Origin of the sequence: Methanohalobium sp., assembly GCF_018609725.1 — an archaeon.
In the GTDB taxonomy this organism is placed as follows: Archaea; Halobacteriota; Methanosarcinia; order Methanosarcinales; family Methanosarcinaceae; genus Methanohalobium.
The window spans coordinates 1-16,556 of sequence record NZ_JAHENT010000147.1; the positions used below are offsets into that span (position 1 = coordinate 1).

Sequence of the window (16,556 nt, forward strand, 5' to 3'; positions counted from 1 at the left end):
AAGATCCTGTATAACCTGTGAAGAATCGTTCATGGCGGACTGGACATCGTTCATCTTGACAGACAGCTCATGTGATTTATCGCCAACATTCTGTGTCTTTTCACTGACACCAGTAACATCCTCGGAAGCCTTCTGTGCGTTGCTTGCGACATCCTGCACGCTCTGGTTCATGTCGTTCATGGCACGGGAGGCTTCCTGTATCTTTGTAGATTGGTTCTGTGCACCGTTTGAGATTTCGGTTACTGTGTCTGCTATCTGGTTGGATGTGGATGTCATCTGTTCAGATGAGGCAGACAACTCCTGTGCCTTTGATGCTGTATTATCGGCACTTTTTTGGATTTCTTCTATCAGAGAATACAGTTTACTTGTCATATCATCAAAGGATTTAGCGAGTTTACCGATTTCATCCTGTCTTTCTAAGAATTCTTTTTTACTTTTACCGGTAAGGTCACCATTGGCAATCCTTTCAGCTCTGAGTGCTGCAAGGTTTATTGGATTTGAAAATCTTCTTGAAAACCAGACACTTCCGATTGAACCCAGCAAACTGAATCCCAGTATCGCCAGAGTAACACCGTTTTTAATGGAATCTACAGGTGCATAGAATTCATCAACTTTTGTACCTGAAGCAATTATCCAGTTTTTATCCTTAAAATGGGTATAGGCTACGATTTTTTCATGTCCTTCCCACATGTATCTCTGATATCCAGATTTTTCAGAAATCATTCGCTGCACGAATTCGTAATTGTTCAAATTTTCTCCTTCTAAATCTGGATGAATTATCAATGTGCCGTCAGTATCCATGACATACATATAACCGGTTTCACCGACTTTGATATTTTGGACCTGTTCTCTAATCTGGTTTATAAACGGAGCTTCGGGAATACCCACTCGCAATATTCCTATCACGTTTCCATCATCGTTTTTTATAGGTCCGTATGCAGTCAGGTACTTTTTACCTGAAATCATCTCGTTGTTATAATAGGTATTACCGTTTTTTACAACAGTATTATATATTGATTGTGAAACCAGTGTTCCAGTTGCTCTTGAACCATCCGTGTTTTTAACATCTGTGGATATACTGGTTGCTCCATTATTTTCTACCTGATAGATTGTGGCAACACCTTCAATTTCATCGTTAATTTCATCCACAACATCAAAATTATCATTAACATTATAGTCCCCCAAGAACATTTTATTGTTTTCAATTCTTGGGTTACCTTTTGAATAAATAATATCACTTGCTAATGAGAGATGTGATTTTACTTTATCATGTGCAAGGTCAAATACAGTATTTATAAAATCTTTTTCTACTTCGACTTGTTGCGTTAATTTATTTTTTAATTCATTATCAATTCCGCTTTTTGCTTCTTCATAGGCATATCCTCCTACAAAAGCCATCGGAACTATCAATAGTATCAGTGCAAAAGCAACTAATTTATGACTTATTTTGATATTTTTTAAGTTCATCGTTATTTCCTCAAAGTTCTTAGATAATTTGGTTAATATCAAACAATGTTTACTATTAACATAATCAATTTTTAGTTAAATTATAATTATATTTAAAAATTATTAAAAATCTATAAATAAAATGTGTTAACAGAGAATAATGATTTGTGTAGAGAAAATTTATACTGTTTTTTTTTCAAAATTTGTTGGAAAAGATAAATATAGTAAAATTAAACTGTCTATAAATCCAAAGTAAAATTTAACAATTTTCAGGATTATTATTTTTGTAGGGGAGTTTATATGGAAATTGACATCAGGACATTTGCACTTTTACATCTTATAGTACAGTTTCTAATCATTCTTACAGTTATAATGGGTGTTTACCTTTTCAAAAAAGGAAAAATTCGCAATCATTGTAAAATCATGCCAGCAGCACTGGTGGTGCAGATTTTAACAATCATTTTTATAATGACTCCTTCTATGTCAAGATATGTAGAAGGTATAATACCGAATTTATTGTTCAATATTGAGATGTGGTTGCATCATATTGTTGGATTGGTGGTTATTCTTCTTGGGGGTTATATATATCTTGGTTTCAGAAAAAAAATCAAATTTGTGGTAAATCGCACAAAATTGATGAAATCTACATTCTGGATGTGGATTTTAACCTTCCTGATTGGTCTGCATCTTTATCTGATGCTCTGGTTAGGAACATGGCCTCTTTAACAGACAATAAGAAATATAACAGGGATTAAACAGAAATTACTATACTAAATGGGGGTTTGTGATGAAAGATAAATTGATAATTCTGATAGTAATAGTAGCAGTATTTTTAGCCATAGGATGCGCTCAACAACCGGATGATAATGGTGAAACAGATACAAACGGGATGATAAATGACTCTGGTAACAAAACACCAGATAAAACAGCACTTCCACAACCCGATGGTCAGGAATTACATAACTATATTACAGAAGTGAACAATTACAAAGACTGGAGATTGTGGCCGGGTACATCCCGTTTCAGTAATGGATCTGAACCACATGGTTCACTGGTGACAGTTTATGTATCAGATGAGGCTTATTCTTCGATAGAAAACAAAACTGGAGTGATGTCCAATGGAAGTATTATTGTAAAAGAAGATTATAATTCCGATAGAGAATTACAGGGACTATCAGTTATGTATAAAGTCGAAGGTTTTGATGAAAATCATAATGACTGGTTCTGGGCGTTTTATGGTCCAAATGAATCAATAAATGCAGAAGGTCAAGTTGAAGCCTGCTATGATTGTCATGGAATTGAAGAAAACAATGACTACCTTTATACAGGAAATATAAGAACAAATGAAACCATGGCAAACGAAACCGAACAAACAGATGAAGGGGAGACTGTTGAAATTGAAATTGAGGATTTTGAATTTAAGCCAAATGAAGTCACTATATCACCCGGTGATACTGTAAAATGGGCTAATTTGGACAGTGCAACACATAATGCAAGACAGACAATTGATAATCCAGAATTCTATTCACCCAACCTTCAGCAGGGTGATTCATTCAATCATACATTTGATGAAGAGGGAACATATGACTATATATGCACGATCCATCCCTATATGGAGGGGACGGTGACAGTTGAATAAAATTCTCTCTATTTCCTTTTTATTTGTTTCTGGATAGGCAGTGTTCAGTTAAGACAATCTTTCACTTGATTTCAACTCTAAACTGTTGTACAAAGAAATAATAAAAAATCTAAAATAGATTAATATGTGCCATTAACTGAACAGTACCTTCTGGATATGTGGAAAGACTTATTAATCGTGGTGATTAACTATTATAAGGGGTTTGTATATGAAGAAACTATTTACAATTTTAGCAATACTAATTAGTGTATTATTAGCTATAGGATGTGCCGGTAATCAACAAAATGGTGGTACTGGGGATAATGGTGAAGATGGAGCAGTGGAAACTACCAATGTAATCATGGAAGATATTCAGTTCAAACCAGCTACTATACAAATATCAGTCGGTGACACTGTTACATGGACAAACGAAGACTCTGCAGAACATACAGTAACATCTGATAATTTTGATTCTGGAAACCTTGAGCAAGGGGAAACATTCACTCATACTTTTAATGAAGCCGGAATCTATGATTATCAATGTACTATCCATCCGTCCATGACAGGTACAGTTATCGTAGGTGACGTTGATACAGGTACTGGGGATACAAACAGTGATGGCACAGGAGGATACTGAACTTTTTCTTTTCCTTTTTTACCTTCTATCCACCACACGTTTCGGTCTGCCTTTCATACGGTAAAATTCCAGTTCTCCGGGACCTGTAAAATTGAATATGATGCTAAAGGTTTCATCCAAATATGCCTGTTCCAGAGCGGGTTTGTGATGGAAAAATGATTTCAGGAAATTTTCCTTGACCACTTCATAATCGCATTTTTTTGGGTCAATGCATTCAAGACTAACCCTCATGATTGTTTCGTCCTCGTCATTTCCGCTGTACAGGAAAGATTCATATTCACCTGTAAGATATTCCATATTTTCTCTCTGGAAAACCCCGCGTTCAATATCCACACGATTGAAAGGAGTTCCACGAACCCAGAATGTTTCAGCTTCACGCTGTGGATTATCAATTTTCATATGAGTTCTTCCACATGAACACTTTTGCCTTGTGCGTACTATAGTTGTATCTTCAGTATCATAATTAATAAGCAAAGTTCCGCATTTTGCACCTACTGGCAACAGCGTTGTAAGCACACTTCTTCCACATTCTCCGTCATTTACAAACTCTTTCATGTTGGGGTCGTATACATCCAGATGAACAAAGTCTTCAGGTACATGAAGCCCGTTTATTTCGCTACATTCACCACACATAGTACCTTCTGTACTGCCATAGGTATTGAACACATTACATCCCCATATTTCTGAAAGGTAATCTCTTGCTTCTTCTGCAAAACTTTCACCACCTACTACCAGTCGTTCTATACTGGAATCAGAAGGTTCCAGACCTTCTTTTTTCATCCGGTTGGCAAGTCTTAATAATTTGAAGACATTACCCACTATGCCTGTGGGTTCATAAGATGTTATTACACGCACTGGAAATGTACATTTACCTTCTGGAATAATAGACATACCTATGTCACGTGCTGCGAGAGTCATTGTGTTAGCACCCACGTTCATCCCATAAGATGCACATACAACAACCCTGTCTCCAGGTCCAAAACCCTGTGATGTAAAAGTTCTTTTATATTTTTCAGCAAATCTTTCCCAGTCTTTCCATGTTAGAAAGAAAGATTTGGGTACACCACTTGTTCCGCTTGTTTCATGTACTGTAAAAACATCTTCCCAGCCCACACTTTTAAACTCAAAATAATTTGTTTCGGGCGGCTGGTTATGGCGGATAGTATCTCCTGATATAATTGGCAGATGTAAAAGGTCTTCATGAGACTGGATGTCTGAAGGGTTAATACTATTTCTGTCAAACCATTTCCTGTAAAATGGGGAATTCTTGTAGGCATAGTTAACAGTGTATTTAACACGTTCATCCACAAGTTCATCCAGTTCATTCCGACCCATCATTTCAATTTCTTGGTTGGTATATTTTATTTCACTCATAGTATCTTTTTAGGTTATATGTGTCTTTTATATATTTTTTAATAATTTTACCATATCGTCAGCGTCCGTTTTTGGAGAACTGCAGGAATAGTTTTGACATATATAAGCGGTTGCTTTTCCATCCTGTGAATTCATGTCTCTGGTAAACCCAGCAATGTTTACAATTTCCGGTGATTGAACTTTGTCTGGTTTAAAAAGCACAACTTTGCGGGGTATAAACTCTGATTTTAATGAGTTTATCATATTCTGGGTATCTTCTGACTGAAAATCTCCTGTTATTACAACTTCACTGGATGTACCCTGAACAAAATCAAGTGCCTGCATTGAATGAGTAGATGCAATCGGATTTCTGGATAACGATTTGGAAAACGATTTTATGGAATCTGAAGCTTTCTTTTCAAGTTCCGAATTACCGGTCATCCTTCCAAGACGCAGAAGGTTCATAAGAGCTACTGAGTTTCCTGAAGGTAAAGCTCCATCATAAATTTCTTTTTTACGTACTATAGGTGTTTCTTCATTATCTGGTGTGAAGTAAAATCCTCCGTTATTATCATCCCAGAAATGATTAATCAGGTAGTTGTTGTACTCGAGGGCTTTTTCCAGGTATTTAACTTCAAAGGTAGTCTCATAGAGTTCAATTAGTCCCCATGTCAAAAAAGCATAGTCATCAATGAACCCAATTATATCAGAATCACCATCCCGATATCTGTGCATCAGTTGACCAGATGAATCAGACATGTTTTTAATTATAAAATCAGCAGCTTTTCTTGCGGAGTTGGCATACTCCTTATCATCAAGTACCTGTGCACCTTTTGAAAGTGCAGCAATCATCAGACCGTTCCAGTCAGTAAGTATCTTATCGTCTTTTGCTGGATGTACACGATTTTCACGAGCTTCAAACAGTTTTCTTCTTGCGACTTCAAGGCGTTTTTGTGAATAGATGGTCTTGAGAAGGTTGCGTTTCCATGCATCGCGTTTTTCGTGGGATTCGTTAAGTTTTTTCTGAAATTCATCAAGTTCTTCATCAGGCTCTACGTCAATATATAAGGGTGTTTCTATTAAATGAGGTATATTTTTACCTGTTAAGTTACCGGTTTTCTCATCACGGAAATTACCTTCTTTTTGAATATTAAAAAGGTTGGTAACAATATTGGCTTCTGCTTTTGATAGAATTTTCTGTATTTCATCATATGTCCAAGTATAGAATTTACCTTCTACCCCCTCACTATCGGCATCTACTGCAGAATAAAAGCCTCCTTCTTTTGAAGTAAGGTCGCGTAGGACATAGGTGAAAACATCCTTGGCTGTATTTCCATACTCAATTTTTCCGGTCGCTTGGTAAGCTTCGATATAAGCCATTGATAGCAATGCCTGGTCATAAAGCATCTTTTCAAAATGTGGAACCATCCAGTATCTGTCTGTAGAATAGCGATGGAAGCCGAAACCTATGTGGTCATAAATACCACCCATACGCATGTTTTTGAGCGTTTTCTCGACCATTTCCAGCGCTTTGTTATTAGATGTCCGTTCCCAATACCTCATTAAAAACATTAAATTATGCGGTGAAGGGAATTTTGGAGCGTTACCGAATCCCCCATATTCGGGGTCATGATTTTCCAGAAGTGATTCATATGCTGCATCAAGTTCCTGATTGCTCAATTCTCTGGTTTCAGGTAACTTTGTAAATACTTCTTCAACTGATGATGTAATTTGTTCTGCACGGCTTACAAGTTCTCTTTTTTGTTTTGACCACATATCATTGATCCGGGGAAGTAAATCGATTAGTCCAGTTAATCCGAATCTGCTTTCTTTTGGAAGATATGTAGCGGCAGAAAACGGTTTTTTGTCAGGTGTCATTATAATAGTAAGCGGCCATCCACCTCTTCCGGTAAGAGCCTGACAGACATCCATATAGGCACTGTCAATGTCCGGGCGCTCTTCCCTGTCAACTTTGATACAAACAAAGTTTTTATTCAATATTTGAGCAATTTCAGGGTCTTCAAAAGATTCATTTTCCATCACATGGCACCAGTGACATGTGGAATAACCTATAGACAGGAATATGGGTTTGTCTTCATTCTTTGCTTTTTCAAAAGCCTTATCCCCCCATGGATACCAGTTTACCGGATTATAAGCATGCTGTAACAGATACGGACTTTTCTCATTGATTAAATGGTTGGGCTGTTTCCCAGTTTCACCAGTTTCTTCATTCATTTAATTTCACCTTTTTTGGAGATAAAGTGTACTAACACCCGTTTTTATTGTTAAATAAATGTTGTAATGCCATTGACGATCAAAATTATAATTTTTAATATGGCTTTATTAACTCTAAATACTCCCATTTAGATTAAGATAACATGATATTTATATCTATGTTTAAAACGTTATCCGATAATATATTAAAGGTGAATTTAAAATGTCAGGAAAACATAGATAAAGTATGAATATTCTGCTTTATTCAATATATAAACAAAAAGCTTAAATTGGTTACTTTTTTAGATATACAGTGATTCACTTATTAAAATTGCTAACTATTTACCTGCAAAACGATAAAGATACGGAAATTTAACAATGGGAGCAATATCATTACTCAGCAGTGGACTGGATTCGGTAGCAGCCCTAACAATTGCACGAGAGATAACCGATGTAAAGCTTGCGATTATTTTTGATTACGGTCAGCGTTCTGCAAAAAAGGAAATTGAATATTCCAAAAAAATCTGCAAACATTTTGGTATCGATTACGAAGTTATTAAACTTGATTGGCTTGAAAAGATTACAAATACATCACTGGTAAATAAAAATGAATATGTACCAGAGCTTACACTGGATGATATTTCGGGAAAAACCGCAACTGAGAAGACAGAAGAATCAGCAAAGAATGTGTGGGTACCGAATAGGAATGGAATATTTTTAAATATTGCAGCAGGTTTTGCTGAAAGCCTGGATTGTGAATATGTGGTAGTTGGATTCAATAGTGAAGAGGGACAAACTTTTCCTGACAATTCCCCAGAATTTGTAGATTCGATGAATACATGTTTGTCGTATTCTACCAGAAACGGTATCTATATACTTGCACCCTTAGTAGATTATAATAAAAAAGATATTATCAATCAGGCTTTAAAATCAGGTGCCCCTCTGGATTGGAGCTGGAGTTGTTATCATGGAAGAGATTTACCATGTGGTGTATGTGAAAGCTGTGTTAGACGGAAACATGCCTTCGATGAACTGGGTATTAAAGACCCACTGCTTGTAAGGTTAGGTATGGTTGATAAGGATTGATTTTTTACCGGTGTATATCATGGAATGTATTTATTTGAATAACAGAAATTATGACGGAAGCCAGATATCATCACTATGGGCATATAATGTTGCAGGAGTTCAGGATGATTCGATAATCTATTTCAGAGGAACATGCAATGTGGAAATCAGCCATATGATAGACCTGGAAGACAAAAGAGAAAACGAAGCGATTTATTCGTCTGATATGATTCATTTTATAATCGAACATTTTGATTCAACCAAACTGAAACTCGTTTATTCAAGACAGCGTTTATTTGCATCCATTGTATCAGAAATATTGATAGATAAGGGATTTAATATTAAACGCGAGGGCGATGACCTTTTTATAAACAACAAGAAACTTTCAGTATCTATTGCCAGTACTTCAGCTGTATCACAAAAAATTCATTTCGGGATTAATGTAATACATGATTATTATGCGGATTTAAAAAGTATAGGGTTTGAAGAATGTAAAATCGAACAGTTGATGTATGAAATTGCTGAAAGTTATGTTAATGAATTAGATGATATTGAAAAAGATTTACGAAAATCCAAACCGCTTGATGTGATTTAATGAACGCACCGGTAAGTGAGATATTCTGTTCTGTTCAAGGCGAGGGACCCTATGTAGGTATAAGGCAGGCTTTTGTACGTTTTATTGGATGTAACCTTCAATGTCAATATTGTGATACACAGAGAGAATATGTAGATTTTTGCAGGTTTGAGAAAAATCCCGGATCGGATGAATTTGAATTGATACCCAACCCTCTGGATGTCAATACTGTTGCCGAATCAATAGAATCATTTAGCAGTGTCCATTCGGTTTCACTGACAGGTGGAGAACCCTTGATACATGCAGATTTCATAAAGAACCTGCAAACTTCTGCTCCTTTATATCTGGAATCCAATATGACCCTACCTGAGATGGCGAAAAAGGTTAAGGATAAAGTGTCATTTGTATCAGGAGACGTTAAAATTATAAATGAATTTGAATATGATGATTTTGAAACACATATTGAAAAAACAATTGATAGTTTCAAAATATTAAAAACGACAGAATCCAGAGATTGCTTTTGTAAAATAGTAGTACTGAAAAATACAAAAATCGAATATGTTCTGGATATTGTGGACAGGATATCTGACTATATATCTGGGGCTATTTTGCAGCCTGTAACACAGGGTTACAACCGCCCATCTGTTCAATACCTGCTTCAAATTCAAAAACAATTACTGGATAAAGGAATAAATACGAAAGTAATACCACAAACCCACAAAATGCTGGGGTGCCTATAATGGAAAAAATGCGACTTGGAATCATAGAATCAATTGATACTGCTCACTATTTACCGGGACATGAGACATGTGGGATTGTACATGGTCATACCTACAGGGTAGAAGTAGTGATAGAAGGTAAAAAAAACGATGGCATGGTCATGGATTTTGCAGACCTGAAAAAAATAGTAAAGGATATACTGAAAGATTATGACCACACATTATTAAACAATATACTGTCCTATCCAAGTTCTGAAAACCTTTGTGAAAATATATATTCCAAGCTTTCTGAAAAATTAAAAATGCTTGTAAAGGTTAGAATCTGGGAAGGAGAAGGTAAATGGTGTGAGATTGATTCAACTACAAGTTAATACACGGTGTCCCAATATCTATATGAATGTTATTTATGTATTATAATGTAATCTAAGAGGTAAGCTATTATGCCAGTTGAAAATAGTGATAATCAATCATGTCCTGACTATAGTAATGAACAGTTGCGGATGATTTCAGAGCATCCATGTTATGACCCTAATGCACAGCATAAATTTGGACGGATGCATCTTGCAGTAGCTCCAAAATGTAATATCCAGTGTAAATATTGTATAAGAGATTATGACTGTGTAAATGAATGTCGTCCGGGTGTAACAAGTAAAGTTCTTACTCCACAGGAAGCGCTCGAAAAAACTCGACAGGTTTTAAAAGACCATCCTTTTATTAAGGTGATAGCAATAGCAGGTCCCGGTGACCCGCTGGCAAATGATGAAACATTTGAAACATTTAAGCTCATAAAAGAAGAATTCCCAGATGTTACCATCTGTATGAGTACTAATGGTCTTGTACTACCTGACAGGATTGATGATATGCTGGATGCAGGTGTGCAGACATTAACTGTAACAGTTAATGCAGTTGACCCTGAAATCCAGAGGCAGATATGTGATCGTGTGGTTTACAACGGGAAGCTTTACAAAGGAAAAGAAGCAGCAGAATTGATTATCAACAACCAACTGGAAGGTATAAAAAGAGCTATTGAAGCTGGAATTGTCATAAAAATTAATACCGTCCTCGTACCGGATGTAAATGATGACCATGTAGTAGACATCGCAAAAAAGATGAATGAACTGGGAGTATTCATCATGAATATTATGCCTCTTATACCACAGGCAGAATATGCTGAATGGAGAGTGCCTACAAATGAGGAACGTGAGGCGGCACAGGCATCTTGTGAACCTTTTGTGTCCCAGATGCGCCATTGTCGCCAGTGCAGGTCTGATGCTTATGGACTGCTTGGCGAAGACCTTTCTCAGATGAGTGAAGAAAGAAGAAACATGGTCAAAATGGAGACACTGAGAAAATCAAAAACCAAATCCAATAAGGATAAGGGCGATTAAATTAATTTATCAACATAAAACAAAAAGGAAGCTTTTCATTGGATTTGAAACAGGTTGCATACGACATCAGGAATTTTGAAGGTGTGACTCGAAAAAAACCTATTGAGGGTATAGTTGAAATCTTTGAATCAGTACGCTCTGAATATGGGGGCACACTGGTAGATTTTGGAGATGATGCTGCAGTTATTGATATTGATGGAAATGATGTCATCCTGTTTGCTGCAGATTCCATCTGGGAAAAATTGATGAAAGCTAGTCCTTGGTGGGCTGGTTATACAGCCGTTCTTGCCAATGTAAATGATATTGCAGCAATGGGGGCACGTCCACTGGCAATGGTGGATGTCATATCATCCAGTGATAAGGATTCCTGTAATACTCTCCTAAAAGGAATAACCGATGGCATCAAAAAATTCGGTGTCCCGATGGTAGGAGGTCATTTGCACCCTGACACTCCATACAGTTCAATAGCAGTTGCAATCATCGGTATTGCAAAAAAGGACTGTATTATTCGAAGTGATACTGCAAGACCCGGTGACTCTATTATTGTAGCCTATGACATGGATGGCAGGATGGGTCCCAATTCACCGTATAGCTGGGACACTACTTCATTCAAAGATTCAGAAACAGTAAGAAACCGTTACCTCGTGATGCAGACCATAGGGGAGAAAAAATTAGCAACATCAGGGAAAGATATTAGCAACCCGGGAACAATCGGAACACTCGGGATGCTTTGCGAAACCAGTAATGTAGGCGCATCTGTTGACATTGATAAAATCCCGTTTCCTGATGGTGTAGAAATTGAACAATGGCTAAAGGTTTATACTGCAACAGGTTACATACTTACTGTGAAAACTGAAAATGTCGATGAATGTGTTCAAGTGTTCAATGATGCAGGAATTACAGCATCGGTAGTAGGTGAGATAAACGACACCTTAAAACTTGATATTTACAATGAGGATGGGCGAGAAACTGTTTTTGATTTTAATACCGATGATATAACCGGTATTACATGTAAAAATGATTGATTTTCTGATAGATACATTATTCAATTTTTAAAGAAAGATTATTAATGTTTTGTTGACAAGATAAATAATATCTATAAGTTTTAATCATTATTAAAGGTATATTGTAGTGTAAAACATGAGTTTTTTTGACAGGATTTTACCCAGTGGTAATGAGGAAGAACCTATCTCTGTGCTTAGAGGGTTTAACTGCATTGCAGAATTATATGACAACAGGGTTGATATTAAAAAAGATAAGAATAAACCACCGTACCTTACACTGAACCTTTGTGATATATCAGAAATTCATATAAAAGAAAACGGTAAACTTAAACAGAGGTATTTGAGTTTTGTTCCAAAAGCAGATATTGAGGACAGAACATCATTTCAAGATGATATGTGTACCATAATAACAAATTATAAACCTGAACTTATCTATAAATTTGCATCCAGTATACAAAACATATCCCATGATATAGAAATATTAACTGATTATTAAAATGGTAGTTAATAATCCTTGCTACTTACCCAAGAATCCAGTTCTTCGTACATGAACTTTTCAGCTTCCTGTACGGTTTCAAGGTCGCCGCGAAGTGCAAGTACTTCTCTTTCTGCTTCATTTACAATATTAACGTTTACTTTGCGGTTTATTGGCTCAAGGTCAAACATTTCAACCATATCATATATTAAAGATGACGGTGTTCCGGGCGGTATGATTAAATCGTACAATTCCTTCTCTTCTTCGTGTTTTTCATCCATTATTTCTTTATTTTCCAAATCATCAAATGTAAACTTTTTAGACATAATTGTCACCACTGATTATTGTTTTTTTACTTAATTAGTCAGGTCCTTTTTTAAAGCTTTCCACGTATGGTTTTATATCCAGAACGGGAGTTTTATCCAAAGCATCCAGACCTTTTACATGCAATATATTATCAACCACTTTTTCAAGTTTTACTGTCGTGATGCCTATTCCATTTGGTCTTTTTGGTGTGCGTGACGCAAAAACTCCAGCCATTACCCCATCAATACGCCTTTTTTGAATCAGTTCATAGTTGTTGAATTTATCAAAATAAAATATGACTTCCAGCCTGTCAAAATCTGTAACCCGATATAATCCGTCTTTAAATTCATCGTAAATAATTATTTTTGATACAGATTGATACATATCTTTATTATATTTGAGTTCATGGAACGTATTTTCAACATATCCTACAGGTCTCATTTCTATCGTTTCATCCATCTGAAACCTCGCTCATATCAGTAATCCTTGTGGATATATTTGTATAATATTGAACCAGTTCCTGTCCCCATTTAACAGCACTATCATCATAACTTATAATTTTATTATGGTTAAACTTCCCGTTTTTATCCAGCAAATTTAGATAGATTAATTTATCAGTTACCAGTATAGATGCTACACCCATTTCATCATTATATAACAATGTATCAGTATTTTCCATATTTATAAAGGCATCACTCTGGTCCTGGAAGTCAACTTTTAATCGGGAAAATACCGCCTTTTGCAAAATCACTGTTATATCTGCACCCTTTTTTGCAAGGTCAAGGAATATTGACGGATAATTGGGATGAAAGATTGATGAGATGGCAGTAACAGAATTTGATTCTTTAAGACCATCAAGTAATTCTTGAGGGATTTCAAATAGGTTGTCAAGGTCGGGTTCTATAATATTATAATCTCCAAGTTCTCTGATTCTTGTCAACAGGTTTTTGGGAATCGGATCAAAATTACGGTTTTCCCAGTAATCTTCATATCCTTCAAAGATATCCAGAGTTTCAAGAAATGGTATTAATTTATCAACGATAGCCTCTCCAATTTCTGTTAAATGGTAGTATTCATTTTCTTTAACTATAAGGTAATTTTCTTCAAGAATTTTTATCTGGGGCATTACCGAGCTTGATGTGACATTGAGCTTGTTTCGTATGTCATCTCTGTTTTGTGGTTCTTTGCTAAGTAGAAGCATTAGGTTTTTTCTTTTATCCGAGAGAAATATTATATCAATTAATGACGTTTCCATGTATCTCACTTGTGTTTATATGATTTTAATATATCCAAACAATATTGCCAATAATAATTATCAAACAACTTCAATCAATAAATTCTTGCAGGAATGCTGTGCCCTTTTCTGATTGGAATAGAGGGATATTCCAGTCCTGTATGATTTTTTTTCGGGTTGTAATGGTTTTCTGGTTTAATAGTGGGTTAAATCCTTCAATTTCGTATTTTGTTTTATAAACCATTATACCCCGACGGTGCCATTGCGGAACTTTTGCAAGGTTTATACCCCTCTTAAACAACATCTCATGTATATCACTGGATTTTAAACCTTTCATATGTCTGGCGGCTTCATTTTCACTCCACCCTTCAGAAAGCAGTGTATAATACCCATATGAGTTTATGCAGTTTCTCCATGCTTCACTCTGACGCCAGACCATATATTCACCAATCTGTCTGTATGTAAGTGGTACAATCCTTGAATCAAAGGATAACGGTTCATCTGTATCCATTTGCATTGTAAGAGCACTACTTAAAAAACTTGGAATCACGGAATCAAGTTTTTCTACTCTACCATCAAAGGTGATATCATTAAAAAAAAGGTTTATTTCGTCTGAAAAACTGTATGCAAATACAGGACTAATACCACTCTTTTTAAAAAAAAGTTCTATAGCATCAGTCATCGCGGATGCAAATTTATTGTCATATGGTTTTTCAAGGTTCTGGCGAGATAGCGTTTTTTTAAAATTCCTTCCATCAACACGTATGATTAAAGGTGGTGCACAGCGTAAATCTGCATAGATTTCTCTCTCTTTCATAAACGCTATTACTCTTGATATGCTTCTTTTTCCAGTTTTTTGAACTTGTTAACAAGGTCACGTATTATTACAATGTCGCTTGAAGTTATAACCCATCTGTATGGAATGATAACACCTTTTGTGGGGACATCAAAAATTTCTCTGTTTATATCAGATACTGCAAGACCGGTAACTTTTCTGTTGTTAACATCCAGTACCATATCACTGATTTTTCCGACATATGTACCTGCATTGGTATAAACATTCAACCCGAACAACGATGATATTTCTGCACGCATATTATCTCCTTTTATTTTTATTTTTTAGGTATATTAATATTTGTATTTTTGGTTTAAAAAATTAGAGTTTTAACTTGGCAATTTCTTCCTTTACAGATGCACCTGATTGTGATAACTTTTGCTTTTGTTCGTCCGTTAGGTCAAGTTCTATAATATCTTCTACTCCACCTTTGCCCAGTTTAACCGGAACTCCCAAGTATATGTCATTAAGTCCGTATTCACTATTTAAATATGCGGCTGCAGGAAGTATCCGTTTTTTATCGTTTACTACTGAATCCACCATTTTAACAATTGATGCTGATGGAGCATAAAACGCACTACCTTCTTTGAGGTGTTCAACTATTTCAGCTCCTCCGTGAATGGTTCTTTCAACAAGCCGATTGATAGTATCCTCTGACATAATTTCTGTTATAGGTATTCCTGATACTGTCGAATACTGGGGCAAAGGTACCATCAGGTCACCGTGTCCGCCAAGAACCATTGCATTAACGTCCTGTATAGAACAACCAAGTTCCATTGCTATAAATGTTTCAAACCTGCTGGAATCAAGCACTCCACTCATTCCGAATACGCGGTTGTGTTCAAAACCGGTAACCTCAAGAGCAGCATAAGTCATTATGTCAAGCGGGTTTGTAACGGTTATAACAGTTGAATCAGGTGCATGTGTCTTTATATTTTCACATACATCTTTGGTGATATTTGCATTTTTATCAAGCAGATCATCTCTGCTCATTCCCGGTTTTCTCGGCATACCTGCAGTAACTACAACAACATCAGAACCTTCTATATCTTTGTAATCGTTTGTACCTGTTATATCGGTATCATATCCCATAACAGGTGCTGATTGCATGAGGTCAAGGGCTTTACCCTGTGGTAGTCCCTTGATAATGTCTGTCATCACAATGTCGCCTAATTCAAGTTCTGCAAGACGTTGGACAGCTGTAGCTCCAACATTTCCTGCGCCTATTACTGAAATTTTGGTCATGGTTTAGCCTTCTATGTAATTTTGATTAATATTTTAATTTGCTTGCTAATTGAATATACAAAATATTTAAATTTTTAATGTATATATTTAATTATTCTTACATTTTTTCGGTATATAGAGGTTAATGTTTTAATTGTATTTCGGTATAGGTTAATGAAATGGTAGTATTATATTTGAAAGCTGGATTGAATTGTGTCCAAAAACAGACAAAAGTGTCAGGTTTTCAGAATGTAGAAAGTCTGACTGCTCTCCTACAACTGAATTCGTGAGGCTATCGTGGTTCAATAGAATCCCATGACTTCAGAGCTTGTCCGACAATTAATGTCAAAGCTAATCTTTTCCACAAAAAGAACTACCAAATAACAAAAATCATCAATCCTAACTGTTTCTATTATATCAAGCGGTAGCATCCGTATCTGGTTTTTGGATGATTGGGTAAATGC

19 protein-coding genes are annotated in these 16,556 nt (G+C 35.9%); 10 read left to right on the forward strand and 9 right to left on the reverse strand.

Translation table 11 applies throughout. The features are described 5' to 3' along the window. A partial coding sequence (locus tag QZ276_RS09860; protein ID WP_292487564.1) for a methyl-accepting chemotaxis protein occupies positions 1-1,467 on the reverse strand: 1,467 nt, incomplete at its 3' end. 279 nt (positions 1,468-1,746) lie between these two features. Between QZ276_RS09860 and QZ276_RS09865 the strand changes: the two genes are divergently transcribed. From QZ276_RS09865 to QZ276_RS09875, 3 genes are all read left to right on the forward strand, one after another. Next, positions 1,747-2,172: a DUF420 domain-containing protein gene (locus QZ276_RS09865; RefSeq protein ID WP_292487566.1), complete on the forward strand. Its 426-nt coding sequence runs from the start codon at positions 1,747-1,749 to the stop codon at positions 2,170-2,172. A gap of 61 nt (positions 2,173-2,233) precedes the next feature. Then, the gene (locus QZ276_RS09870; protein ID WP_292487568.1) at positions 2,234-3,085 is read left to right on the forward strand and encodes a plastocyanin/azurin family copper-binding protein; all 852 of its coding nucleotides are present in this window, start codon (positions 2,234-2,236) and stop codon (positions 3,083-3,085) included. Between the two features lie 208 nt (positions 3,086-3,293). Continuing rightward, complete coding sequence (locus tag QZ276_RS09875; protein WP_292487570.1) at positions 3,294-3,701, forward strand: cupredoxin family copper-binding protein; 408 nt, start codon at positions 3,294-3,296, stop codon at positions 3,699-3,701. An 18-nt stretch (positions 3,702-3,719) separates the two neighbouring features. On the opposite strand, the gene ftsA is transcribed toward QZ276_RS09875, so the two are convergent. Together ftsA and QZ276_RS09885 are read right to left on the reverse strand one after the other, a co-directional pair. Continuing rightward, positions 3,720-5,075 (reverse strand): coenzyme F390 synthetase, encoded by a 1,356-nt coding sequence (ftsA, locus tag QZ276_RS09880; protein ID WP_292487572.1) that lies wholly within the window; start codon positions 5,073-5,075, stop codon positions 3,720-3,722. A 27-nt stretch (positions 5,076-5,102) separates the two neighbouring features. Beyond that, the gene (locus tag QZ276_RS09885; RefSeq protein ID WP_292487574.1) at positions 5,103-7,289 is read right to left on the reverse strand and encodes a thioredoxin domain-containing protein; all 2,187 of its coding nucleotides are present in this window, start codon (positions 7,287-7,289) and stop codon (positions 5,103-5,105) included. A gap of 357 nt (positions 7,290-7,646) precedes the next feature. On the opposite strand from QZ276_RS09885, the gene queC reads away from it, so the two are divergent. The 7 genes from queC (at position 7,647) to QZ276_RS09920 (ending at position 12,514) form a co-directional block, all read left to right on the forward strand. Continuing rightward, positions 7,647-8,354 (forward strand): 7-cyano-7-deazaguanine synthase QueC, encoded by a 708-nt coding sequence (gene queC, locus QZ276_RS09890; protein WP_292487576.1) that lies wholly within the window; start codon positions 7,647-7,649, stop codon positions 8,352-8,354. 19 nt (positions 8,355-8,373) lie between these two features. Beyond that, a complete protein-coding gene (locus QZ276_RS09895) occupies positions 8,374-8,928 on the forward strand; it encodes a DUF366 family protein (RefSeq protein WP_292487579.1) in 555 nt (184 codons plus the stop codon). Further along, complete coding sequence (locus QZ276_RS09900) at positions 8,928-9,647, forward strand: 7-carboxy-7-deazaguanine synthase QueE (protein ID WP_292487581.1); 720 nt, start codon at positions 8,928-8,930, stop codon at positions 9,645-9,647. The genes QZ276_RS09895 and QZ276_RS09900 overlap by 1 nt, the downstream gene beginning before the upstream one ends. Then, on the forward strand, positions 9,647-9,997 hold the full coding sequence (gene queD / locus QZ276_RS09905; protein ID WP_292487583.1) for a 6-carboxytetrahydropterin synthase QueD: 351 nt from the start codon (positions 9,647-9,649) through the stop codon (positions 9,995-9,997). The genes QZ276_RS09900 and queD overlap by 1 nt, the downstream gene beginning before the upstream one ends. A gap of 69 nt (positions 9,998-10,066) precedes the next feature. After that, on the forward strand, positions 10,067-11,014 hold the full coding sequence (gene nifB, locus QZ276_RS09910; RefSeq protein WP_292487585.1) for a nitrogenase cofactor biosynthesis protein NifB: 948 nt from the start codon (positions 10,067-10,069) through the stop codon (positions 11,012-11,014). A gap of 38 nt (positions 11,015-11,052) precedes the next feature. Beyond that, positions 11,053-12,039: a methanogenesis marker 2 protein gene (locus QZ276_RS09915; RefSeq protein ID WP_292487587.1), complete on the forward strand. Its 987-nt coding sequence runs from the start codon at positions 11,053-11,055 to the stop codon at positions 12,037-12,039. Positions 12,040-12,154: 115 nt separating this feature from the next. Next, positions 12,155-12,514: a hypothetical protein gene (locus QZ276_RS09920; protein ID WP_292487589.1), complete on the forward strand. Its 360-nt coding sequence runs from the start codon at positions 12,155-12,157 to the stop codon at positions 12,512-12,514. Positions 12,515-12,522: 8 nt separating this feature from the next. On the opposite strand, the gene QZ276_RS09925 is transcribed toward QZ276_RS09920, so the two are convergent. The 6 genes from QZ276_RS09925 to mdh all read right to left on the reverse strand — a co-directional run bounded on the left by QZ276_RS09925 (position 12,523) and on the right by mdh (position 16,113). Continuing rightward, positions 12,523-12,819, reverse strand: a complete 297-nt coding sequence (locus QZ276_RS09925; protein WP_292487591.1) for a hypothetical protein — start codon at positions 12,817-12,819, stop codon at positions 12,523-12,525. A gap of 34 nt (positions 12,820-12,853) precedes the next feature. Further along, a complete protein-coding gene (tsaA, locus tag QZ276_RS09930; RefSeq protein WP_292487593.1) occupies positions 12,854-13,258 on the reverse strand; it encodes a tRNA (N6-threonylcarbamoyladenosine(37)-N6)-methyltransferase TrmO in 405 nt (134 codons plus the stop codon). Further along, entirely contained in the window at positions 13,251-14,054 is an 804-nt protein-coding gene (locus QZ276_RS09935; protein WP_292487596.1) for a winged helix-turn-helix domain-containing protein, read from the reverse strand. Before QZ276_RS09935 ends, tsaA begins: the two co-directional genes overlap by 8 nt. Positions 14,055-14,124: 70 nt before the next feature. Continuing rightward, positions 14,125-14,850 (reverse strand): tRNA(His) guanylyltransferase Thg1 family protein, encoded by a 726-nt coding sequence (locus QZ276_RS09940; RefSeq protein WP_292487598.1) that lies wholly within the window; start codon positions 14,848-14,850, stop codon positions 14,125-14,127. An 8-nt stretch (positions 14,851-14,858) separates the two neighbouring features. Next, positions 14,859-15,128: a PRC-barrel domain-containing protein gene (locus QZ276_RS09945; protein WP_292487599.1), complete on the reverse strand. Its 270-nt coding sequence runs from the start codon at positions 15,126-15,128 to the stop codon at positions 14,859-14,861. 61 nt (positions 15,129-15,189) lie between these two features. After that, a complete protein-coding gene (gene mdh / locus QZ276_RS09950) occupies positions 15,190-16,113 on the reverse strand; it encodes a malate dehydrogenase (RefSeq protein ID WP_292487601.1) in 924 nt (307 codons plus the stop codon). Between the last annotated feature and the right edge of the window lie 443 nt (positions 16,114-16,556).

What these genes read in the sequence shown, in the direction of transcription:
- QZ276_RS09940 (WP_292487598.1), bottom strand. Translation starts at nt 14,850, where the DNA reads ATGAAAGAGAGAGAAATCTATGCAGATTTACGCTGTGCACCACCTTTA.
- QZ276_RS09935 (WP_292487596.1), bottom strand. Translation starts at nt 14,054, where the DNA reads ATGGAAACGTCATTAATTGATATAATATTTCTCTCGGATAAAAGAAAA.
- ftsA (WP_292487572.1), bottom strand. Translation starts at nt 5,075, where the DNA reads ATGAGTGAAATAAAATATACCAACCAAGAAATTGAAATGATGGGTCGG.
- QZ276_RS09895 (WP_292487579.1), top strand. Translation starts at nt 8,374, where the DNA reads ATGGAATGTATTTATTTGAATAACAGAAATTATGACGGAAGCCAGATA.
- QZ276_RS09865 (WP_292487566.1), top strand. Translation starts at nt 1,747, where the DNA reads ATGGAAATTGACATCAGGACATTTGCACTTTTACATCTTATAGTACAG.
- tsaA (WP_292487593.1), bottom strand. Translation starts at nt 13,258, where the DNA reads ATGGATGAAACGATAGAAATGAGACCTGTAGGATATGTTGAAAATACG.
- mdh (WP_292487601.1), bottom strand. Translation starts at nt 16,113, where the DNA reads ATGACCAAAATTTCAGTAATAGGCGCAGGAAATGTTGGAGCTACAGCT.
- QZ276_RS09920 (WP_292487589.1), top strand. Translation starts at nt 12,155, where the DNA reads ATGAGTTTTTTTGACAGGATTTTACCCAGTGGTAATGAGGAAGAACCT.
- queD (WP_292487583.1), top strand. Translation starts at nt 9,647, where the DNA reads ATGGAAAAAATGCGACTTGGAATCATAGAATCAATTGATACTGCTCAC.
- QZ276_RS09925 (WP_292487591.1), bottom strand. Translation starts at nt 12,819, where the DNA reads ATGTCTAAAAAGTTTACATTTGATGATTTGGAAAATAAAGAAATAATG.
- QZ276_RS09945 (WP_292487599.1), bottom strand. Translation starts at nt 15,128, where the DNA reads ATGCGTGCAGAAATATCATCGTTGTTCGGGTTGAATGTTTATACCAAT.
- QZ276_RS09900 (WP_292487581.1), top strand. Translation starts at nt 8,928, where the DNA reads ATGAACGCACCGGTAAGTGAGATATTCTGTTCTGTTCAAGGCGAGGGA.
- queC (WP_292487576.1), top strand. Translation starts at nt 7,647, where the DNA reads ATGGGAGCAATATCATTACTCAGCAGTGGACTGGATTCGGTAGCAGCC.
- QZ276_RS09870 (WP_292487568.1), top strand. Translation starts at nt 2,234, where the DNA reads ATGAAAGATAAATTGATAATTCTGATAGTAATAGTAGCAGTATTTTTA.
- QZ276_RS09875 (WP_292487570.1), top strand. Translation starts at nt 3,294, where the DNA reads ATGAAGAAACTATTTACAATTTTAGCAATACTAATTAGTGTATTATTA.
- QZ276_RS09885 (WP_292487574.1), bottom strand. Translation starts at nt 7,289, where the DNA reads ATGAATGAAGAAACTGGTGAAACTGGGAAACAGCCCAACCATTTAATC.
- nifB (WP_292487585.1), top strand. Translation starts at nt 10,067, where the DNA reads ATGCCAGTTGAAAATAGTGATAATCAATCATGTCCTGACTATAGTAAT.